Raw genomic sequence first — 20,439 nt, 5'->3', positions numbered from 1 at the left:
GCCTGCGTCCACGATCTTCGAATCATGGTTGCCCATGGATTCAGAATCCTCAGTCAATTACAACTGTAATGCTAGGCCCAGGAGAGGTCGACTCCCGCTTCCTGTAGCGCCGATCATACTTGTCCTGATGGTGGCGCAGCACTCCGCGTGTGTCGGGCGCAACTGAAATTCATTCGCGTCTGAGAGCCGCGATTGAAGTTGCAAGCCTGCCGTCGCCTCGGTACAGCACGTGGCCCACCACTCAACACGATCCGAGCGATGAACAAGCCACTGAACGTTGCGATAGGAAGCATTCTCGTCAGCGTTTTGGTGCTCGGTTTGAAATACCTGGCGTATTGGCTGACCGGGTCCATTGCGCTCTACTCCGACGCGCTCGAAAGCATCGTCAACGTTGTAACGGCCGTTGTTGCACTATGGGCGGTCCGCATCTCGGCAAAGCCCGCCGACGCCAATCATCCGTTCGGGCATCACAAGATCGAATACTTCAGTGCGGTGTTGGAAGGCGTGATGATCATCATCGCTGCACTCCTGATCGTGCGCGAGGCGTATGACGGCTTCCTGCACCCGAGAAAACTGGCTGTTGTGCCGGAGGGGCTGCTCGTGAACGGGCTCGCCAGCATCGTCAACGCCACCTGGGCCTGGGTGTTGATCGTCCAGGGACGGCGCATGCGCTCGCCGGCGCTCGTTGCGGACGGCCGACATCTCCTGACCGATGTCATCTCATCCGTCGGCATACTGGTCGGACTTGCGCTCGCGTTCGTCATGAAATGGGAGTTTCTCGATCCTGCACTTGCCCTGATCGTCGCTGCGACAATCCTGTGGTCCGGCTGGGGCGTCCTCAAGGAGTCCGCCGGAGGCCTGCTGGATGAAGCGGTGCCCGAGGCAACGTTGAACGCGATTCGACGGACGATTGCCGACCATGCGGCCGGCGCGCTGGAAGCTCACGATGTTCGCACGCGCCACGCGGGGCGTGTCACGTTCATTGAGTTCCACCTCGTCGTTCCCGGGCGGATGACGGTGTCGGAGGCGCACCAGATATGCGACCGTCTCGAAGCGGCATTGCGGGCTGAGGATGAGGACAGGCGGATCACCATTCATGTGGAACCGGAAGAGAAGGCCAAACACTCTGGCATCGTCGTCGTCTGACATCGGCTTGTCGCCTGAGCGTGTCCTCATCGAAGTCGGGACGTGAGATGATCCCTAAGCAAGTGAACGAGTCTGCATAAACTCGCCATGCGATGAAGCTTTTGCGCAACACCCGAGCCCGATGCAAACGCCGGATCGCGGGGGAGAATTTCTTCAGCGTTATCAGCAGCTAAGTCCATCCGCTACAATCCCGGCACCTGTATCACTCCATCAAGCCATCATCCTTCCTTGTTCTGGCCATCTTGCTGCTGACGCCGTGCCGCGCTTCGGCTGTGATGTTCCCGTCACCTTGGCTTGCCAATCCAATAGCCTTCATCGACTATTTCCGCAGATCGATGACGAGGGGAACAATGACGATTGTCGGCTCCACTTATTACAGGTTCGGTTTGCTGTTGACCGCGACGGTGATCGTCGCGATGTTGCCGCGACCCGGCGCCGCTTATACGCCCGAGCAGCAGCAGGCTTGCTCGCCCGATGCGATGCGACTCTGCAGCGCGTTCATTCCGGACGTCGACATGATCACCGCCTGCATGGCCCGCAACAAGGCGCAGCTCTCGCCGCCGTGCCGCGTGTTCTTCAGTTCCGACTCGGAGGAACGACGGGAGCGCAGGCGTCGCGCAAGGTCCGCGGATTAAGGTGCGACATCGCGAACCGCGAAGCAACGCGAGTCGGACGAGCACTGGTTCAAGTCCTGCACGCGCGACAGACTGACGCCTTGCGGCGTTTTCGCTCGTCAACATCTTCTCGCCAGAGGAGAATCCGGTGAGCGAACGTTACAGGATGGAAATAGACCGGCACTTTGCCTGGTTCGAAGGCAAGCTGCCGCCGCGGCCCGCAAGGTTTGTCGGGTGGCTGCGCAAGCCGTCGTCGCGCTATGCGCGGATGCCGCTTGCCGTTCTGCTGATGCTCGGCGGCGTCTTCAGCTTCCTGCCGGTGCTCGGGCTCTGGATGCTGCCGCTTGGACTCCTTTTGTTCGCGCAAGACGTGCCAGTGTTACAAAAGCCGACCGCGCGGACTCTCGGATGGGTTGAGCGCAAGTGGACCGAGCGCCAGCGCGCAAAAAACGTGCCGTGATTCGCTGAAAAAACGCGCATTCGCTTCTATTTCTGGTTGTGTGCACCGCAAGGTGTGACTCAAACAACAACATTTTCCGGCAAATTGCAGCTCACGCCGCATTGTCCGCAAATTTCTGCTTTCGCGAATCACCACGCTGATTCATTTTCGTGGCCTGGGGTCAATCTGGAGGCCAACGTAATGAACGTGATTGTTTTTGCTTCGCGTAAGGGGGGCTCGGGCAAAAGCACCCTGGCTGCTCACCTGGCTGCCCATGTACACAAATCGACCAAGCCTTGTCTGCTGATCGACGCGGATCCGCAGGGCTCGCTGACGCTGTGGCACAAGCTGCGCGGCACCAACGAACCGCCGATCAAGGCCGCCGTCAATTCCGTGAGCGGCATCGTGGCTGCGGCCAAGCGCGACGGGATCGAGTGGGTGTTCATCGACACGCCGCCGAACCTGTCGGCCGTCGTCGACGATGCCATCAAGAATGCGACCATGGTGATCATTCCGGCGCGGCCTGGCGTGTTCGACGTCAATGCGGTGCAGGAAACGATCCAGACCTGCCGTTCAACGCGCAAGCCCTATGCGGTCGTGATCAACGGCGCGCCGGCTCAGCGCGATGGCGCGGAGAGCCCGATCGTCACGATCGCGCGCGAGTCGCTGGCGAAATTCCGTGCACCGGTTTGGAGCGGACAGATCACCAATCGCGCCGATCTGTTGATGGCGCTGAGCCATGGTGAAGGCGCCCGCGAATATGATGCCGAGGGGCGCGCGGCCGCCGAGATCGGCCGGCTGTGGGCCGCGATCGAACGTTCGATCAAGGCGATCCGCGGCGCGGCATCGGCAAGCGGCGCGATGCACAAGCAGGCGGCCTGATCACGACAGGCCTTCCAGACTGACAAAAGCGCGCGGCCCCCCGCGCGTTTTTGTTGGTGGTTGGTTGTTCGTGATCAGCCTTCGTCGTCATTCCGGGGCACGCGAAGCGTGAACCCGGAATCCATTTATCCGCAGATTTCGCGGCGAAATGGATTCCGGGCTCATCGCTACGCGATGCCCCGGAATGACGGAGTGCGTGGTGGCGTTTACGCCACCATCAGCATGTAGAAGATGATGACTGGTGATAAAGTAAGGATCACCGACCAGATGCCGAGCGCCCAGAGGATGTCGCCGGTCGTAAATCCTTGATGGTCTAAAACTGGATCAAATTCTTTGTGCACGATGCGCCCCATATTCTTTGGCGGGGCGATGGATAGCTGAAGCCTTTTAAGGTTCCGCTCGCAGTTTCGCTTGCATTTGACCACAGGTGCTACCGCGGATTAACCACCGCGCGGCGGCCTCTTTTTGCGCGTGTGGAGAGAACTGATCCCCACCCGGTTTGTGCTGACGCGCAAACCGACCTCCCCTTTTCAAGGGGTGACCACGCAGCCGCTGACCCGCTGCGCTCCTTCCCCCTAAAAGGGGGAAGGCTGGGATGGGGTCTGCCGCGATTCATGCTGTTCGAGGGGAAGCGAGAGCATCACCGATCAGCGCGGCCGATCACATCCATCAACTCGGCGATCTTGCGGCGCTGGTCGGCCTTGTCGCCGGAGGAGATCGCGTGCTCGACGCAATGGGCGACGTGGTCGCGCAGGACTTCCTCCTCGACCCGCCGCAGCGCGGCGCGTGCGGCGCCGATCTGGGTCACCACGTCAATGCAATAGCGGTCGTCCTCGACCATCTTGGCGAGGCCGCGGATCTGGCCTTCGATTCGTTTCAGCCGTTTCAGGCAGGAACTCTTGATCTCGTCACGCATAGGGTTCATATACCCCCATAGGGTATCAAGTTCAAGGGCCGGAGTTCGGCCGGGAAGAGTTCGCCATGGCAGAGGCAGGTCACGGTCACGCGCATGAGGGACACGCGCATCATCATCACGGCGCCCCAGTGGCTAGCTGCTGCGGCGGCAAGCATGGCGCCGCAGCAGACAACGGCGCGCTCGCGACCGATCCCGTCTGCGGCATGAAGGTCGATCCGGCCACCGCCAAGCATCGCTTCAGCCACAAGGGCGAGGATTATGTCTTCTGCAGCGCGCGCTGCCGCGAACGGTTTGCGACCGAGCCGGAGAAATTCCTGAAGCCCCGCGAGAGCGAGCCGGCGCTCCCGGCCGGCACGATCTACACCTGCCCGATGCATCCGGAAGTGAGGCAGGTTGGACCGGGCTCCTGCCCGATCTGCGGCATGGCGCTCGAACCGGAAGAGGTGACGCTCGACGACAAGCCCGATCCGGAGCTCGTCGACATGACGCGCCGGTTCTGGATCGCGCTGGTGCTGACGCTGCCGGTGTTCGCGATCGAAATGGCTGGCCACGCCTTCGGCATCGAACTGGTGCCGATGGGATGGGCGAACTGGATCTCGTTCGCGCTGGCGACGCCGGTGGTGCTGTGGGCCGGCGCGCCGTTTTTCGTGCGCGGCTGGCAGTCGGTCGTGACGCGCAATCTTAACATGTTCACGCTGATCGCGATGGGCGTCGGCGTCGCCTATGTCTACAGCGTGGTCGGCACGCTGGCGCCGCATCTGTTCCCGCCGGCCTTCCGCGACATGCACGGCCAGGTCGCGGTCTATTTCGAAGCGGCTGCCGTGATCACGGTATTGGTGCTGCTCGGACAGGTGCTCGAGTTGCGGGCGCGCGCGCAGACTTCGGGCGCGATCCGCGCGCTGCTCGGGCTGGCGCCGAAGACGGCGCGGCGCATCACCGAGCATGGCGACGAGGACGTCGCGATCGAGGCGATCGCGGTCGACGATCGCCTGCGCGTGCGTCCGGGCGAGAAGGTGCCGGTCGACGGTATCGTCATCGAAGGCCGCGCCGTGCTCGACGAATCCATGGTCACTGGGGAATCGATGCCGGTCTCCAAGAACGAGGGCGACCGCGTGATCGGCGGCACCGTGAACCAGAGCGGCGGCTTCGTCATGCGCGCCGAGAAGATCGGCCGCGCCACCATGCTGGCGCGGATCGTCGACATGGTCGCGAAGGCGCAGCGGTCGCGCGCGCCGATCCAGCGGCTCGCCGATCGCGTCGCCGGCTGGTTCGTGCCCGCAGTGATCGCGGTCGCGGTGCTGGCCTTCGCCGCCTGGGCGGTGTTCGTGCCCGAGCCGCGCTTCACCTTCGGCCTGGTCGCGGCCGTCACTGTTCTGATCATCGCCTGCCCCTGCGCGCTCGGGCTCGCCACGCCGATGTCGATCATGGTCGGCGTCGGGCGCGGGGCGCATTCGGGCATCCTGATCCGCGACGCGCAGGCGCTGGAGCGGATGGAGAGCATCGACACGCTGGTGCTCGACAAGACCGGCACGCTCACCGAGGGCAAGCCGAAAGTGGTCGGTGTGATCGCCTCGAAGGAGTTCGACGAGACCGAACTGCTGCGCCTTGCGGCAAGCGTCGAGCGCGGCAGCGAGCATCCGCTGGCGCTGGCGATCCTGAATGCCGCCAAGGAGCGCCAGCTTGTGCTCGCCGAGGTCAGCGGCTTCACCTCGCCGTCCGGCAAGGGCGCGAGCGGCACGATCGAAGGCAAGCAGGTCGCGCTCGGCAATGCCATGCTGATGGGCGAATTGAAGATCGCAACCAGCGCGTTAGACGCGGCGGCGGAGACCGCGCGGCAGGACGGCGCGACTGCGATCTATGTCGCGGTCGATGGGCGTGCGGCCGGTGTGATCGCGATCGCCGATCCGATCAAGCCGTCCGCCAGGGACGCACTGGCGGCGTTGCGCGGCGACGGCCTGCGCGTCGTGATGCTGACCGGCGACAATGCGACCACCGCGCGCGCGGTGGCGAAACGGCTCGGCATCGACGAGGTCGAGGCGGGCGTGTTGCCGGAGCGCAAGAGCGAGGTGGTGCAGCGGCTGCGCGGCGAGGGCCGCAACGTCGCGATGGTCGGCGACGGCGTCAATGACGCGCCGGCGCTGGCCGCCGCCGATGTCGGCATCGCCATGGGCGGCGGCACCGACGTCGCGATCGAGAGCGCCGGCGTGACGCTGCTCACCGGCGATCTCCGCGGACTGGTGCGGGCGCGGCGGCTGTCGGTCGCGACCATGCGCAACATCCGCCAGAACCTGATGTTCGCGTTCATCTACAACGCCGCCGGCGTGCCGATCGCGGCCGGCGTGCTCTATCCGGTGTTCGGCATCCTGCTGTCGCCGATGATCGGCGCCGCCGCGATGGCGCTGTCCTCCGTCAGCGTCATCGGCAACGCACTGAGGCTCGCAAGGGCGAAGCTGGATTGATGGCGCGCCTACACCTCCCCTTGAAAAGGGGAGGTCGGTTTGCGCGTCAGCGCAAGCCGGGTGGGGATCATCTCTCCCCACTTGCACCTGCGCCCGCGGCTTGACCCCCATCCCGACCTTCCCCCTTTCAGGGGGAAGGAGAAGAGGGCTACGCGCTTGCGAGCGAAGCCGCTGCCCGCTGTTCGATCTCGCGATCCAGGCGCGCTGCAAGCTCCGCGCTTACCTCCACCATCGGCAGCCGCACTTCCGCGCTGTCGATCAATCCCGTGCGCCACAGCCAATGCTTGGTCGGTGCCGGGCTCGGTTCGACGAACAACAGGCGTGTCAGCTCGGAAATGCCTTGCCAGGCTGCTAATGCGGCATCGCGCTTGCCCTGCTTCAGCAGCGATCGCACCGAGGCGAACGCGTCCGTCTCGACATGTGCGGACAACAGGATCGCGCCGTCGGCGCCGTCGCTGAGCGCGTCGAAATATTGCGCGTCCTCGCCCGTGAGCACGCGGAAGCCGGCAGGACGCCGCTTCAGGAAGTCGATCGATTGCGCGCGGTCGGCGCAGCAATCCTTCATGCCGACGATGTTCGGATGTTCGGCGAGCGCGAGCAGCGTCTCGTTGGTGATGTTGACTGCGGTCCGGTAGGGGATGTTGTAGATCAACAGCGGCCACGAAGCGTGGTCGGCCAACGCGGTGAAATGCTGCAGCAGGCCGCGCTGCGACGGCCTGACGTAGTAGGGGCTCGCGATCAGGTAGAAGTCGATCGGCCAGGCCGCCGTCTCGTCCAGCACATCCTTGATCTTGGCGGTGCTGGCGCCGGAGAGGCCGAGACAGATCGGCAAATAGCGCCTGATATCGTTGATCTCCGCCCGTACCAGCGCCACGAGCCGTTCGAACTCGCTGATGTCGAGTGACATGCCTTCGCCTGACGTGGCGCCCAGGATCAACCCGTCGACCGGGCCGCTCGCGTAGTGCCGTACCAGACGGCGCAGCGACGGCTCGTCGAGCTTGCCGTCGCGAAATGGCGTGATCAGGGGCAGCCACAGGCCCTGCAATGGGTCGGATAGATCAGTCATGGTCCTTCTCCTTGGGGTGCGTGAAACGCCGGAGACGGGACCAATAAAAAACCCCGTCCAGGCGGCGGGGTCTTCGGGATCGGTTCGGTCGATTTAACTCTATCGCGCGCGTCGATCTCGGCTCCCCGCATGGGGAGCTTTTTTCGACGACAGAGCTGCGCACGAATTCGTGATCATGTCGCGATACTGCTGGGACAGCCGGAGGTTGTCAATGCACGGTTGAGGGCAGAGGGCGAAAAGAAGCCGGGCTCGATCGAGCCCGGCTTAAGGTATTGGCCACGTGAGGCCGACACAATCACCTTCCAAGAGGGATTACTGAGCTTCCGCACCACTGGAGGAGGGGGACATAAGCGTAGCGCGACCGCTCAGCGCATGAGCAGTATGATCCCCATCAGTGCCATGCAGCAACCGTCCGAGCCGCATGTCAGACATGCGGAGTCCGGGGCCTCTATGAAAACAGCCGATTACGAGGGCCAGCGCTGCGCCTTGCTGACCACGAAGTCGCGGAAGACCTGCACGCGCGCCACCGTCTTCAGCTCTTCAGGATAGACGAAGTAGGTGTCGAGCTGGATCGAGTCGGACTCGCCGAACAACTGCACCAGGCGGCTGTCTTCCTCGACCAGGTAATCCGGCAGCGCAGCGATGCCGAGGCCCTGCTGACAGGCGCGCACCAACCCCAGGATGTTATTGACCTTGAAGTAGGGCTCGCGCGGACCCGAGCCATTGCGGCCGGCATCGATCAGCCAGGCGCGGTTCTGCAGATGCGTCGGGACCTGGGAATCGCCGAGCATGATGATGCGGTGCGAGTCGAGGTCGTCGAGCGTGCGCGGCGTGCCGAAGCGCTTGATGTATTCCGGCGAGCAATAGGCGTGGAAGCCGATCGAGAACAGCTTGCGCTGGATCAGGTCCGGCTGCGTCGGCTTGCGGGTGCGGATCGCGACATCGGCTTCGCGCATCGAGAGATCGAGATCCTCGTCGGTGACGATCAGCGAGATCCGGATGTCCGGATAGAGCTGGGTGAATTCGTCGAGCCGCGGAATCAGCCAGTTGATGCCGAGCGCCGGCGGCGTCGTGATCTTGAGGTCGCCGCTCGGCCGCTCCCGGCTGTCGGTGAGCTTTGCCCGTGCCGCCTGCAACTGCATGAAGACGTCATGGGCGGTGCGGAACAGCAGATCGCCCTGCTCGGTGAGGATCAGGCCGCGAGCGTGGCGGTGAAACAGCGAGACCGAAAGCTCCTGCTCCAGCGCGCTGACTTGCCTGGAGACCGCCGACTGCGAGAGGCCAAGCTGCTCGCCGGCATGCGTGAAGCTTCCCGCTTCCGCCGCTGCGTGAAACACCTTCAGCTTGTCCCAGTCCATGTCCGTAAATCCATCGCGTGTTCTAGCCATGATCATTCCGCCGCCGCGCGATCGCTCGCGCGCAAAGCCAGGAAGCGTTCGGCCTCGAGCGCTGCCATGCAGCCGAGGCCGGCGGCCGTCACCGCCTGGCGATAGGTTTCGTCCGCCACGTCGCCGGCGGCAAACAGCCCGGGCACGGAGGTCGCAGTCGAATTGGGCGCCACCTCGACATAGCCGGAGGGTTTGAGTTTGATCTGGCCTTTGACGAGATCTGTCGCAGGCGCATGACCGATGGCGATGAAGACGCCGTCGGCCGGCACTTCGGTCAGTGCGCCGGTCTTGACGTTCTTCAAGCGTACATGGGTGACCTTGGTCGGGTTCTCGGCGCCGCGGATCTCGTCAATGGCGCTGTCCCAGACCACCTTGATCTTCGGATGCTTGAACAGGCGATCCTGCAGGATGCGCTCGGCGCGGAAATGATCGCGGCGATGCACGATGGTGACCTGCGAGGCGAAGTTGGTGAGGAACAGCGCTTCCTCGACCGCGGTGTTGCCGCCGCCGACCACGACGACCTTCTTGCCGCGATAGAAGAAGCCATCGCAGGTTGCACAGGCCGAAACGCCGAAGCCCTTGTACGTCTCTTCCGACGGCAGCCCGAGCCAGCGGGCCTGCGCGCCGGTGGCGAGCACGACGGTCTCGGCGAGATAGACATCGCCAGAGTCGCAGGTCAGGCGGAACGGCCGCTGCGATAGGTCAAGCTTGTTGACGAGATCGGTGACGATCTTGGTGCCGACATGCGCGGCCTGCTTCTCCATCTGTTCCATGAGCCATGGGCCCTGGATCACGTCGGCGAAGCCCGGATAGTTCTCGACATCGGTGGTGATGGTGAGCTGCCCGCCCGGCTGGATGCCCTGGATGAGCACCGGCTCCAGCATCGCCCGCGCCGCGTAGATCGCCGCGGTGTAGCCGGCCGGACCGGACCCGATGATGACGACCTTGGCATGGATAGGAGCAGGCATAGGCGAATCCCTTCTCAGGGCGATTTTGTCAGGACTTGTGCGGAAAGCGCCTGGAAAGGCATCGCGGCGGCGCCGCCAAAGTCAAACCCAACTCTATTATATCTGGGTAGCTATGCAAGAATTGCAATCCATATCAGCGATTTTTCCCCGGAACCGCATCAAATCCTGCACTGCACGCGCAATAAAATTGCGGCTGTCGAGCCGACTGGGCTATGAGAGTTGCCGTCAGAACCACCAAATCCTCCAAGCTCTTGGGAACCAGACCCGCGTGTCTAAGAACCTTGACGAGATTGATCTCAAAATTCTTGCCGAAATCCAGGCCGATGGCCGAATCACAAATGTGGAATTGGCCAAGCGCGTCGGCATTTCGCCGCCGCCTTGCCTGCGCCGCGTCAGGGCGCTGGAGGAAGCGGGCTATATCCTGGGCTATCGCGGATTGCTCGATCCCCAGCGGCTCGGCTTCGATGTGACGGTGTTTGCCGCGGTGCACCTGTCGAGCCAGGCGGATGCGGATCTGCGCGCGTTCGAGGATTTCGTGCGCAAGGAACCCTTGGTGCGGGAATGCTGGATGCTGTCGGGCGAGGTGGATTTCATCCTGAAATGCGTCGCCCCTGACATGGCGACGTTCCAGAACTTCGTCACCCACCTCACCGCTGCGCCTCACGTGCGCAATGTCAGGACATCGCTGGTGCTGCATAATTCGAAATATGAGGCCGCCGTGCCGCTGGATGTGAAAGCGGCGGGGTGAGGCGGCGATGGCGATCGGTAGCCCGGGTGGAGCGGAACGCGCAACCCGGGACACCTGCGTCAGTGTTTACGAGCGGCCCCCGGGTTACGCTGCCGCTCCACCCGGGCTACGAAAATGAGGCTACTTCTTCCTTGCGGCGTCGATGCTGATGGGGCCGCCGCCGGAGGTTGCGAGATAGAGGCAGGCGAAGCAGAACAGGATCGCTGCGGTGCCATTGTTGAGCAGCGGGAGAAACACCGGCGCGGCCGGGTTCTTGAACATGTGCCCGAGGAAGTAGGCGAAGGCCATCTCGCCCGACAGGATGAACGCGGACACCCGCGTGAACAGGCCGATCATCAGTAGCGCGCCGAGCACGAGCTCGAGGAGGCCGGCGACCATGATCAGCGGCGGGATGTCGGCGAAATAGGGGATCGCCGGATATTTGAAGATCTTGGCGACGCCGTACTGAAACAGCAATAGCCCGGTGACGAAGCGAAACAGGCTGAGCGCGAGCGGCTGCCATTTCGAGAAAATCTGGTCCATGTTCTACCCCCTCTGGTGGATGACCGCGGGCATTGTCCGCGGCCGATGGTCGTCTCGCGATGGAGTGCCGCTGCCCACAGCCGGTCAGCTCGATACGCAGAACTGCGCGCGCAGTTCCTTGTGTCGAACCAAAAAACTGGCGCCGTTGCCGGAATGTCCCCTCGCGATAGTTATGAAGCATAATCAAGTGTACGTGTCGCAGACGAGGGAAATGCGACAGCGGTTCCACTCACAATCCTGTTAACGGGATGTGAACCGTAGTCTGTAGCCCGTAGCCCGGGCGGAGCCAACGGGGCGCGCGCGACCCGTTGGCTCCACCCGGGCTACGGCAACAAAAAAGCCGCGTCGATAAACGCGGCTCTCTTGCACATTTGAAATGGAATAGATCTAGCGCCACTCGACCTTGGTGATCTCGTAGGCCTTGGCGCCGCCGGGCGCCATCACTTCCACGGTCGTACCCTTGGTCTTGCCGATCAGCGCGCGCGCAAGCGGCGAGGTGATGGAGATGCGGCCTTTCTTGGCGTCGGCCTCGACCTCGCCGACGATCTGCCACACCGCTTTCTTTTCGGTATCCTCATCGATCAGCGTAACGGTGGCGCCGAATTTGATGGTGTCGCCCGAGAGCTTGGTGATGTCGATGACGTCGGCGCGCGCGAGCTTGTCCTCAAGCTCCGCGATACGGCCTTCGTTATGGGACTGCTCTTCCTTCGCGGCGTGATATTCCGCGTTTTCCGAGAGGTCCCCATGTGATCGCGCCTCGGCGATGTGCTCGATGATTCGCGGACGATCCACCGACTGGCGGTGCTTCAATTCGTCCGTGAGAGCCGCATATCCGGTCGCGGTCATCGGAACCTTTTCCACCATCATCTCTCATCCTTCAAATCGGTGCGAACCGCAGCGGCGCGCGGATAGGCGTTGCTTCGATTGCGCTGGACTCGGGCCATCACGGCTCAAAACGCCAGCCCGCCCGCTTAGTGATTCGCGGCCCCTGAGGGGCCGAGACAACATCCAAACGGGCGGTGAGTTCCAGCCGTATCGGCTTCATTACCAACCGTTTAGCGGGCCCTGGGAGCGGATCTTGGGCCGAGGCTGACGGTCAGTTCTCGGAAAAGTAACTCTGCAGCGTCCGGACCTCAAGGTCCCCGTCCCGGTAGGCGCGGATGCCCTGGGCGGCCGCCACAGCGCCTGAAAGAGTGGTATAATACGGCACTTTATGCAAGAGGGCAGCGCGCCGCAGAGAACGGCTGTCGGCGAGTGCCTGTGGACCCTCGGTGGTATTGAACACCAACTGGACGTCGCCATTGGTGATGGCGTCGACAATGTGCGGCCGCCCCTCCAGCACCTTGTTCACCTTCTCTGCCGGCACGCCCCTGTCGGTGAGGAAGCGCTGGGTGCCCGACGTTGCCATCACCTTGAAGCCGAGCCCATGCAGCAGCCGGACCGCGTCGGTGATGCGGTCCTTGTCGGTCTCGCGCACCGAAACGAACACGGTGCCCTTGCGCGGTACGCGCGTGCCGCCGCCAAGCTGGCTCTTGGCGAAGGCGACTTCGAAGGAGCGGTCGATGCCCATGACCTCGCCGGTCGAGCGCATCTCCGGCCCGAGCACGGTGTCGACGCCGGGGAAGCGTGCGAAGGGAAATACCGATTCCTTCACGCCGACATGCTCGAGCTTCTTCTTCTTCAGATTGAAGTCGGCGAGCTTCTCGCCGGCCATGATGCGCGCCGCGATCTTCGCGACCGGCGTGCCGATCACCTTGGCAACGAAGGGCACCGTGCGCGAGGCGCGCGGATTGACCTCGAGCACGTAGATATCGCCGTTCTTGATCGCATATTGCACGTTCATCAGCCCGACCACGTCGAGGCCGAGCGCGAGCTCGCGGGTCTGCCGCTCGAGCTCCTCGATCGTCTTGGCATCGAGCGAATGCGGGGGCAGCGAACAGGCGGAATCGCCGGAGTGGATGCCGGCCTCCTCGATATGCTCCATGATGCCGACGATGAAGACTTCCTTGCCGTCGCAGAGGCAGTCGACATCGACCTCGGTCGCATCGGAGAGATAGCGGTCGAACAGCAGCGGGTTCTTGCCGAGCACGGTGTTGATCTGCCCGGTCTTGTCGTTCGGGTAGCGCGCCTTGACGTCGCCCGGCACCAGCTCGGGCAGCGTCCCGAGCAGGTAGTCGGCGAGCTGGTTCTCGTCGCGGATGATCTGCATCGCGCGGCCGCCGAGCACGTAGGACGGGCGCACCACGAGCGGCATGCCGAGGTCGGCGGACACTAGGCGCGCCTGCTCGACCGAATAGGCGATACCGTTCTTCGGCTGCTTCAGGCGGAGCTTGTCGAGCACGCGCTTGAAGCGGTCGCGATCCTCGGCGAGATCGATCGCATCGGGCGAAGTGCCGAGGATCGGCACCTCCGCGGCCTCGAGCGCACGCGCGAGCTTCAGCGGGGTCTGGCCGCCGAACTGCACGATCACGCCGTGCAGCGTGCCGTTCTTGCGCTCGGTCGCGATGATCTCGAGCACGTCCTCGGCCGTGAGCGGCTCGAAATAGAGCCGGTCGGCGGTGTCGTAGTCGGTCGACACCGTCTCCGGATTGCAGTTGACCATGATGGTCTCGTAACCGGCATCGTCGAGCGCGAAGCAGGCATGACAGCAGCAATAGTCGAACTCGATGCCCTGGCCGATGCGGTTCGGCCCGCCGCCGAGGATGACGACCTTCTTCTTGTCCGACGGCGCGCTCTCATCGGCCGCAAGACCTGCGAACGGCGCCTCATAGGTCGAGTACATATAGGCCGTGGGCGAGGCGAATTCGGCGGCGCAGGTGTCGATGCGCTTGAACACCGGGCGGACGCCGAGCGCGTGGCGCTTGGCGGTGATCTCGGCTTCCGTGGTCTCGGCCAGCACGGCGAGCCGCGCATCCGAAAAGCCCATCGCCTTCAGCATGCGCATGCCGTAGCCATTCGGCGGTAGGCCGTGGGCGCGGACCTTGGCTTCCATCTCGACGATGCCGCGCAGCTCGGTGAGGAACCAGGGATCGATCTTGCAGGAATTGAAGATCTCTTCGTCCGACCAGCCCAGCCGCATCGCCTGTGCCACCTGCAGCAGGCGGTTCGGCGTCGGCGTGCCGAGCGCGGCGCGGATCGCGTTCTTGTCGTCGTGCTGTCCGAGACCTTCGATCTCGATCTCATCGAGGCCGGTCAGTCCGGTCTCCAGTCCGCGCAGCGCCTTCTGCAGGCTCTCCTGGAAGGTGCGGCCGATCGCCATGACCTCGCCGACCGATTTCATCGAGGTGGTCAGCGTGTGGGAGGCGCCCGGAAATTTCTCGAACGCGAAGCGCGGGATCTTGGTCACGACATAGTCGATCGTCGGCTCGAACGAAGCCGGCGTTGCGCCTCCGGTGATGTCGTTGGCGATCTCGTCCAGCGTGTAGCCGACCGCGAGTTTTGCAGCGACCTTGGCGATCGGAAAGCCGGTCGCCTTCGAGGCGAGCGCGGAAGAGCGCGACACGCGCGGGTTCATCTCGATCACGACCATGCGGCCGTCGGCGGGGTTGATGCCGAACTGCACGTTGGAGCCGCCGGTCTCCACCCCAATCTCGCGCAGCACCGCGAGCGAGGCGTCGCGCATGATCTGGTATTCCTTGTCCGTCAGCGTCAGCGCCGGCGCGACCGTGATGGAATCGCCGGTGTGCACGCCCATCGGATCGAGGTTCTCGATCGAGCAGATGATGATGCAGTTGTCGTGTCTGTCGCGCACCACCTCCATCTCGAATTCCTTCCAGCCGAGGACGCTTTCCTCGATCAGGACTTCGTCGGTGGGGGAGGCGTCGATGCCGCGCTCGACGATCTCGATGAATTCCGCCTTGGTGTAGGCGATGCCGCCGCCGGTGCCGCCCATGGTGAAGGACGGGCGGATGATGGCGGGCAGGCCGATATGGTCGAGCGCGCGCAGCGCGTCCGGCAGGGTCTTGGTCTGCGTCGACCGCGGCGTCTCCAGCCCGATCTTGGTCATCGCCTCGCGGAAGCGGCCGCGGTCCTCGGCCTTGTCGATGGCGTCGGCCGTGGCGCCGATCGTCTCGACGTCGAATTTCTCCAGCGTGCCCTGTTTGCGCAATGACAGCGCGCAGTTCAGTGCGGTCTGGCCGCCCATGGTCGGCAACAGCGCAAAGCCGCCGGGAACGACATGGCGCTCCTTTTCGATGATCTTGGCAACGATTTCGGGCGTGATCGGCTCGATATAGGTGGCGTCCGCGAGCTCCGGATCGGTCATGATCGTCGCCGGATTGGAATTGACCAGGACGATGCGGTAGCCCTCTTCCTTCAGTGTCTTCACCGCCTGGGTGCCGGAATAATCGAATTCGCAGGCCTGGCCGATCACGATGGGACCGGCGCCGATGATCAGGATGGTGGAGATGTCGGTTCGTTTGGGCATCAGCTCTCGCGGGAACAGGAATTTCGGCACAAAAATAAGGGCGCGCTACCGCGCGTCCCTATGGCCACAGCGTGAGGGGTGCCCTCGCGCGCGGGTGGTCTTTAGACCAGATTTTTGGCGTGTGAAACCCCGAAAAAGTCCCCGTCAACCGGCAATTTTGCCGTGGGTCGCCAGCCTGTAGCCCGGGTGGAGCGGAACGCGCAACCCGGGACACCTGCGTCAGCGTTCCCGAACGGCCCCGGGTTAGGCTGGCGCTCAAGGCGGGCTACGGGATGTTTCGAGAAGATTGGAGGCCCGGCCTGGATTTGAACCAGGATAAAGAGCAATGCACTGCTCCCGCGTCGACGCGTTCCGCCACCGGGCCGAGGCGATCATTGCCCATTTCGCAGGCGCTAGCCATGCTTACCCCGGATTAACCCTAACGGTTGCGTGCACGATCATGGGTAGGCGTCATGCGCGACGAACGTCATCCGCCATGGATTGTGGCCGATATTGCGGGGGGCGCGGGAGGCTTTGAAGCCGGCGGCCGCGAGCTTCTTCAGCATTTCCTCCTCGCCGTAGCGCTCCAGGCCGATCCGTGTGCGCAATTGCCGATAGTCCGACAGCGCCGTGCTGATCAGCCCGAGCAGGGCATCCCTGAGGAAGCCGTGCCGGGCGCTGAAATCCAGGAGCGCGAGAACGTCCCTGCCCATGCCGACTTCGGGTCGCAGGACATCGCCGAGCACGAAGCGCCCGGAGGGTTTGAGCAAGCGGCGAATGACGGCGAATGCGGCATCCAGCTCTTCCGGCGTCATATATTGCGCGACCGAATTCATGACGACGAGATCGACCGAGCCTTCGGCCATCTGCTGCACCTCCTCCAGCGAGCGCACCCGGATCTTGGTGTTGGGCGCAAAGCGCGCGATCAGCCGCCCGCGTACGCCGGGCGCGGGCTCCGCAAGATAGAGCGTGGCGCAGGCATCCGCGACCTGGCCTGCGGACAGCGCTTCGCCGCAGGCATAGTCGAGCACGACGGCGTCGGGCGAGGAAATATAGGCAATGATATCCCGCGCAATGATCTGGAAATGCAGGTCGCGATGCAGCTTGCTGACATAAATCGTATGCGTGGAATCGTAATAATCGATCCATTCGTCCATCGGCGGGGGCCCGGCAAAAACTTGGGGTTCCGGCATAGGAACCGGCATCTGTATGATGCGTTAGAGGGGCCGGCGACCAGGAGTTCGGGCCGCCGGTGTCCGGTGTCCTAACAGGAAGGTTCAACGTGAGCAAAGCCAAGCCTGATCCAAAATCCGACAAAATTTCCCCCGACCTCGATACGCCGACCGATCTGCCCAACGAGGCCGTCCAGAAGGTTTCAGCGGCGCTCAATACGCTGCTGGCGGATGCCTTCGCGCTCTACCTGAAGACCAAGAATTTCCACTGGCACGTCAGTGGCCGGCATTTCCACGATTATCATCTGATGCTGGACGAGCAGTCGGACGCGATCTTCGCCACCACCGATCAGCTCGCCGAGCGGGTGCGCAAGATCGGCGGCAGCACGTTGAAGTCGATCAGCCAGGTCAGCAAATTGCAGACCATCAAGGACAACAACGAGGATTACGTGCCGCCGCGCGAGATGCTGCGCGAATTGATGGAAGACAACAAGCATATCGCGGCTGCGATGCGGAAGGCGCGCAACCTCGCCGACGAGCATGGCGACGCCGCCACCGCCAGCATCCTCGAGACCTTCATCGACGAGACCGAGCGCCGCACCTGGTTCCTGTTCGAGGCCAGCCGCCAGGAAGGCAGCAACGCGGCGTAAGGCACGGTCTCGAGGGACGACAAATATTGCGAACGGCAGCGGGGCTGGCTCCGCTGCCGTTTTGTTATAACAAGTTGAGCGGCACCTTCAGGTATCGCTTGCCGTCGGCTTCCGGCGCCGGAAGCTTGCCAGCCTTCATGTTGATCTGCAGCGACGGGATGATCAGCTTGGGCATCTGCAGCGTCCGGTCACGCGCTTCGCGCGTGGCCACGAACTCGTCTTCGGTGATCCCGTCATGGACGTGGATGTTGTGGGCGTGCTGCTCTGCGACCGTCGTCTCCCAGCGGATCTCGCGGCCGTTCGGGCCGTAATCGTGGCACATGAACAGGCGGGTCTCGCTCGGCAGCGACAGAATCCGTTGGATCGAACGGTAGAGATCGCGGGCATTGCCGCCCGGGAAGTCCGCGCGCGCCGAGCCGCCGTCCGGCATGAACAAGGTGTCGCCGACGAAGGCCGCGTCACCGATCACATGCGTCATGCAGGCAGGCGTATGGCCGGGCGTATAGAGCGCGAAGGCCTTCATGGCTCCGACCTGATAGGTGTCGCCGTCCTTGAACAGGCGGTCGAACTGGCTGCCGTCGCGCTGGAATTCGGTGCCTTCGTTGAAGATCTTGCCGAACGTCTCCTGCACGACCGTGATCTTCTCGCCGATGCCGATCTTGCCGCCGAGCCTGCCCTGGATATAGGGCGCGCCCGACAAATGGTCGGCATGAACATGGGTCTCGATCAGCCATTCCAGCTTGAGGCCGTTTTGCGTGATGAAATCGATGATCTTGTCGGCGGATTGGTAGGCGATGCGGCCGGCCGCGTAATCGATGTCCATCACGGAATCGATCACGGCGCAGGCCTTCGAGCCGGGGTCCTTGACCACGTAGCTGACGGTGTTGGTCGCCGGATCGAAGAACGCGGTGACCTCGGGCTTCACGGAGAGGTCGACGGTGTGCGGGATGTCGGACATGAGCCATTCCTCCAGCCAATCAATCGCATGGACTCAACTATCCATCATATCCAAGCATGGTGAACCGGTGAACCCAAGGGCCCGGGATGCCGCACGGATCACGTTGAAGGGAATGTGGCGTGACGCCTGCTCAGTGGTGTGGGCGTCTGCCGGGTCAGGACCGCTTCCACAATCTGACCAGCGGGCCATCTTCGCCCATCACCGGATCGGTCCTGGGTACCGTCACACGCGGGATCATCTTCAGCGCCTTGGCGTGATTTTCGGGCGTCGGCCGCGTGATCTCCATCGGCGGTCCCGGCGGATAGGCGCCGACCACGTAGAAATCATTGCTTGATGAAATCAATTGGTGCCCGGTGCCGGCGGGCAGGATCGCGACGTCGCCGGCGGATATCTGCAGTACTTTGCCGCGCTCGCCGCCGAATTGCACGCGCGCGCTGCCTCGTGAGACGCCGAGCACCTCGTGCACGGTCGAATGATAGTGCAGGTAATCGAAGACGCCGTTGCGCCACATCGCGCCCCAGCCATTGGCGCCGAACAATCCTTCGATGGTCTTCTCCGGGTCGTCGCTGTCGACGTCGACGGTCGCCTTGTAGACCAGGAACGGCAGCCGGTTGTTCGGCACCAGGCCGTCATCCTCGAAGACGATCGTGAGCGGCGTTGCATCGGCCTTGACGACGGACATGGCGGCCTCCCGTTGGCTTTGCCCACCCTACAACCCGGTTTCGGCCGCCTACGTTCCTACGCGCGCTTCTTGTCGCGCATCAGGTCGGCGAAGCGCTTGAAGAGATAATGCGAGTCGCGCGGGCCGGGCGAGGCTTCCGGGTGATACTGTACGGAGAATACCGGCTTGCCGTCGAGCTGGATGCCGCAATTGGAGCCGTCGAACAGTGAGATATGGGTCTGCGTTGCGCCCGCAGGCAGCGTTGCCTGGTCCACCGCAAAGCCGTGGTTCATCGAGGTGATCTCGACCTTGCCGGTGGTCTCGTCCTTCACCGGATGGTTGGCGCCGTGATGGCCCTGATGCATCTTCCTGGTCTTGGCGCCGACCGCGAGCCCGAGCATCTGATGGCCCAGGCAGATGCCGAAGGTCGGCGTGCCCGACTCGATCACCCTCTGGATGACGGGCACGGCATATTTGCCGGTCGCGGCGGGATCGCCCGGACCGTTGCTCAAGAACACGCCGTCCGGGTTCATCGCCAAAATGTCTTCGGCTGAAGTGGTCGCCGGCACCACCGTGACCTTGCAGCCGACGCCAGCGAGCAGGCGCAGGATGTTGCGCTTGATGCCGTAGTCGACCGCGACCACGTTGAATTCAGGGTTGGTCTGCCGGCCGTAGCCCTTGTCCCATTCCCAGGGCGTCTCGTCCCAGGTGAAGCGCTGGCCGGAGGTCACCATCGGCACCAGGTCCATGCCTTCGAGGCCGGGCCATTCCCGCGCTTCTTCCTTGAGGCCGTGCAGGTCGAACCTGCCTTCTTTCGAATGCGCGATGACGGCGTTCGGCATGCCCTTGCCGCGGATCAGCGCAGTGAGCGCGCGGGTGTCGATGCCCGAGAGGCCGATAATGCCGCGCGCCTTCAGCCATTGATCGAGATGGCGGGTGGCGCGGTAATTCGAAGGATCTGATATCGCGGTGCGGAGGATGACCCCGCGCGCGCCCGGCGTTGCCGCCATGTTCACCGTCTCGATGTCTTCGTCGTTGGTGCCGACGTTGCCGATATGCGGGAAGGTGAAGGTGATGATCTGCCCGGCATAAGAGGGATCGGTCAAAATCTCCTCATAGCCGGTCATGGCGGTGTTGAAGCAGACTTCGCCGACGGCCTGGCCTTCCGCGCCGAGGCCAAAGCCTTCCAGCACGGTGCCGTCGGCGAGCACGAGGAGCGCGGTCGGTTTGTGGTCCGGCCAGGCTGAAGCGTTTTCGGATGTGGTCATGAGCCCTTTACATAGTTCCCACATCCTGCCGCGTCAAAGCGAAAGGACGTCCATTCACACGGGTTTTGCGCCTATTTGACTGGCGGCTCCGGGGTTTTAAGCTAGGCCGTGTGGACTCTTGGGATTCTCAAATCAGATTGAACGTGATTCAAGGCTTTCTTTTAGGAGGAAGCCTTG

Annotated in this window: 19 protein-coding genes and 1 tRNA gene; 7 read left to right on the top strand and 13 right to left on the bottom strand. The window is 63.2% G+C overall.

Annotation, left to right across the window (positions count from 1 at the left end; all coding sequences use genetic code 11):
* Positions 1-258 precede the first annotated feature (258 nt).
* The 4 genes from AAFX91_RS24780 (at position 259) to AAFX91_RS24765 (ending at position 3,081) form a co-directional block, all read left to right on the top strand.
* Positions 259-1,146, top strand: coding sequence for a cation diffusion facilitator family transporter (locus AAFX91_RS24780; RefSeq protein WP_394568287.1), 888 nt, complete (start codon positions 259-261; stop codon positions 1,144-1,146).
* A 350-nt stretch (positions 1,147-1,496) separates the two neighbouring features.
* On the top strand, positions 1,497-1,781 hold the full coding sequence (locus tag AAFX91_RS24775; protein WP_394568285.1) for a hypothetical protein: 285 nt from the start codon (positions 1,497-1,499) through the stop codon (positions 1,779-1,781).
* 145 nt (positions 1,782-1,926) lie between these two features.
* Positions 1,927-2,220 carry a hypothetical protein gene (locus AAFX91_RS24770; RefSeq protein ID WP_130582346.1) on the top strand — a complete coding sequence of 98 codons (294 nt, stop codon included), beginning with the start codon at positions 1,927-1,929 and terminating at the stop codon, positions 2,218-2,220.
* Between the two features lie 180 nt (positions 2,221-2,400).
* Positions 2,401-3,081 (top strand): ParA family protein, encoded by a 681-nt coding sequence (locus AAFX91_RS24765; RefSeq protein ID WP_028165401.1) that lies wholly within the window; start codon positions 2,401-2,403, stop codon positions 3,079-3,081.
* A 206-nt stretch (positions 3,082-3,287) separates the two neighbouring features.
* On the opposite strand, the gene AAFX91_RS24760 is transcribed toward AAFX91_RS24765, so the two are convergent.
* Together AAFX91_RS24760 and AAFX91_RS24755 are read right to left on the bottom strand one after the other, a co-directional pair.
* The gene (locus tag AAFX91_RS24760) at positions 3,288-3,434 is read right to left on the bottom strand and encodes a hypothetical protein (RefSeq protein ID WP_394568283.1); all 147 of its coding nucleotides are present in this window, start codon (positions 3,432-3,434) and stop codon (positions 3,288-3,290) included.
* 287 nt (positions 3,435-3,721) lie between these two features.
* Entirely contained in the window at positions 3,722-3,997 is a 276-nt protein-coding gene (locus AAFX91_RS24755) for a metal-sensitive transcriptional regulator (protein WP_282531978.1), read from the bottom strand.
* Positions 3,998-4,062: 65 nt separating this feature from the next.
* On the opposite strand from AAFX91_RS24755, the gene AAFX91_RS24750 reads away from it, so the two are divergent.
* Positions 4,063-6,456: a heavy metal translocating P-type ATPase gene (locus tag AAFX91_RS24750; RefSeq protein ID WP_394568281.1), complete on the top strand. Its 2,394-nt coding sequence runs from the start codon at positions 4,063-4,065 to the stop codon at positions 6,454-6,456.
* A 148-nt stretch (positions 6,457-6,604) separates the two neighbouring features.
* Here the strand turns inward: AAFX91_RS24750 and AAFX91_RS24745 are convergent, their stop codons facing one another.
* The 3 genes from AAFX91_RS24745 to trxB form a co-directional block, all read right to left on the bottom strand.
* The gene (locus tag AAFX91_RS24745; protein ID WP_394568279.1) at positions 6,605-7,522 is read right to left on the bottom strand and encodes a 4-hydroxy-tetrahydrodipicolinate synthase family protein; all 918 of its coding nucleotides are present in this window, start codon (positions 7,520-7,522) and stop codon (positions 6,605-6,607) included.
* A gap of 464 nt (positions 7,523-7,986) precedes the next feature.
* Positions 7,987-8,910 carry a LysR family transcriptional regulator gene (locus AAFX91_RS24740; protein WP_028165397.1) on the bottom strand — a complete coding sequence of 308 codons (924 nt, stop codon included), beginning with the start codon at positions 8,908-8,910 and terminating at the stop codon, positions 7,987-7,989.
* A gap of 2 nt (positions 8,911-8,912) precedes the next feature.
* Positions 8,913-9,878, bottom strand: coding sequence for a thioredoxin-disulfide reductase (gene trxB, locus AAFX91_RS24735; RefSeq protein ID WP_130581939.1), 966 nt, complete (start codon positions 9,876-9,878; stop codon positions 8,913-8,915).
* A gap of 268 nt (positions 9,879-10,146) precedes the next feature.
* On the opposite strand from trxB, the gene AAFX91_RS24730 reads away from it, so the two are divergent.
* Positions 10,147-10,626 carry an Lrp/AsnC family transcriptional regulator gene (locus AAFX91_RS24730; protein ID WP_130581940.1) on the top strand — a complete coding sequence of 160 codons (480 nt, stop codon included), beginning with the start codon at positions 10,147-10,149 and terminating at the stop codon, positions 10,624-10,626.
* A 120-nt stretch (positions 10,627-10,746) separates the two neighbouring features.
* On the opposite strand, the gene AAFX91_RS24725 is transcribed toward AAFX91_RS24730, so the two are convergent.
* The 5 genes from AAFX91_RS24725 to AAFX91_RS24705 form a co-directional block, all read right to left on the bottom strand.
* Positions 10,747-11,148, bottom strand: coding sequence for a DoxX family protein (locus tag AAFX91_RS24725; protein WP_130581941.1), 402 nt, complete (start codon positions 11,146-11,148; stop codon positions 10,747-10,749).
* A gap of 387 nt (positions 11,149-11,535) precedes the next feature.
* Positions 11,536-12,012 (bottom strand): transcription elongation factor GreA, encoded by a 477-nt coding sequence (greA, locus tag AAFX91_RS24720; protein ID WP_130581942.1) that lies wholly within the window; start codon positions 12,010-12,012, stop codon positions 11,536-11,538.
* Between the two features lie 232 nt (positions 12,013-12,244).
* On the bottom strand, positions 12,245-15,574 hold the full coding sequence (carB, locus tag AAFX91_RS24715; protein ID WP_394568276.1) for a carbamoyl-phosphate synthase large subunit: 3,330 nt from the start codon (positions 15,572-15,574) through the stop codon (positions 12,245-12,247).
* Positions 15,575-15,861: 287 nt separating this feature from the next.
* Positions 15,862-15,938, bottom strand: a tRNA-Ala gene (locus AAFX91_RS24710).
* A gap of 73 nt (positions 15,939-16,011) precedes the next feature.
* Positions 16,012-16,710, bottom strand: a complete 699-nt coding sequence (locus AAFX91_RS24705) for a class I SAM-dependent methyltransferase (RefSeq protein WP_394568274.1) — start codon at positions 16,708-16,710, stop codon at positions 16,012-16,014.
* Positions 16,711-16,835: 125 nt separating this feature from the next.
* Between AAFX91_RS24705 and AAFX91_RS24700 the strand changes: the two genes are divergently transcribed.
* Entirely contained in the window at positions 16,836-17,375 is a 540-nt protein-coding gene (locus tag AAFX91_RS24700; RefSeq protein WP_130581945.1) for a Dps family protein, read from the top strand.
* Between the two features lie 64 nt (positions 17,376-17,439).
* Here the strand turns inward: AAFX91_RS24700 and AAFX91_RS24695 are convergent, their stop codons facing one another.
* From AAFX91_RS24695 to carA, 3 genes are all read right to left on the bottom strand, one after another.
* On the bottom strand, positions 17,440-18,333 hold the full coding sequence (locus AAFX91_RS24695; protein ID WP_130581946.1) for an MBL fold metallo-hydrolase: 894 nt from the start codon (positions 18,331-18,333) through the stop codon (positions 17,440-17,442).
* Between the two features lie 154 nt (positions 18,334-18,487).
* Positions 18,488-19,015, bottom strand: a complete 528-nt coding sequence (locus tag AAFX91_RS24690) for a cupin domain-containing protein (RefSeq protein ID WP_130581947.1) — start codon at positions 19,013-19,015, stop codon at positions 18,488-18,490.
* 56 nt (positions 19,016-19,071) lie between these two features.
* Entirely contained in the window at positions 19,072-20,262 is a 1,191-nt protein-coding gene (gene carA / locus AAFX91_RS24685) for a glutamine-hydrolyzing carbamoyl-phosphate synthase small subunit (protein WP_130581948.1), read from the bottom strand.
* Between the last annotated feature and the right edge of the window lie 177 nt (positions 20,263-20,439).

The sequence above is a fragment of the Bradyrhizobium sp. 31Argb genome (genome assembly GCF_043638955.1).
GTDB lineage: Bacteria > Pseudomonadota > Alphaproteobacteria > Rhizobiales > Xanthobacteraceae > Bradyrhizobium.
This window is presented reverse-complemented; position numbering and strand designations above follow the sequence as displayed.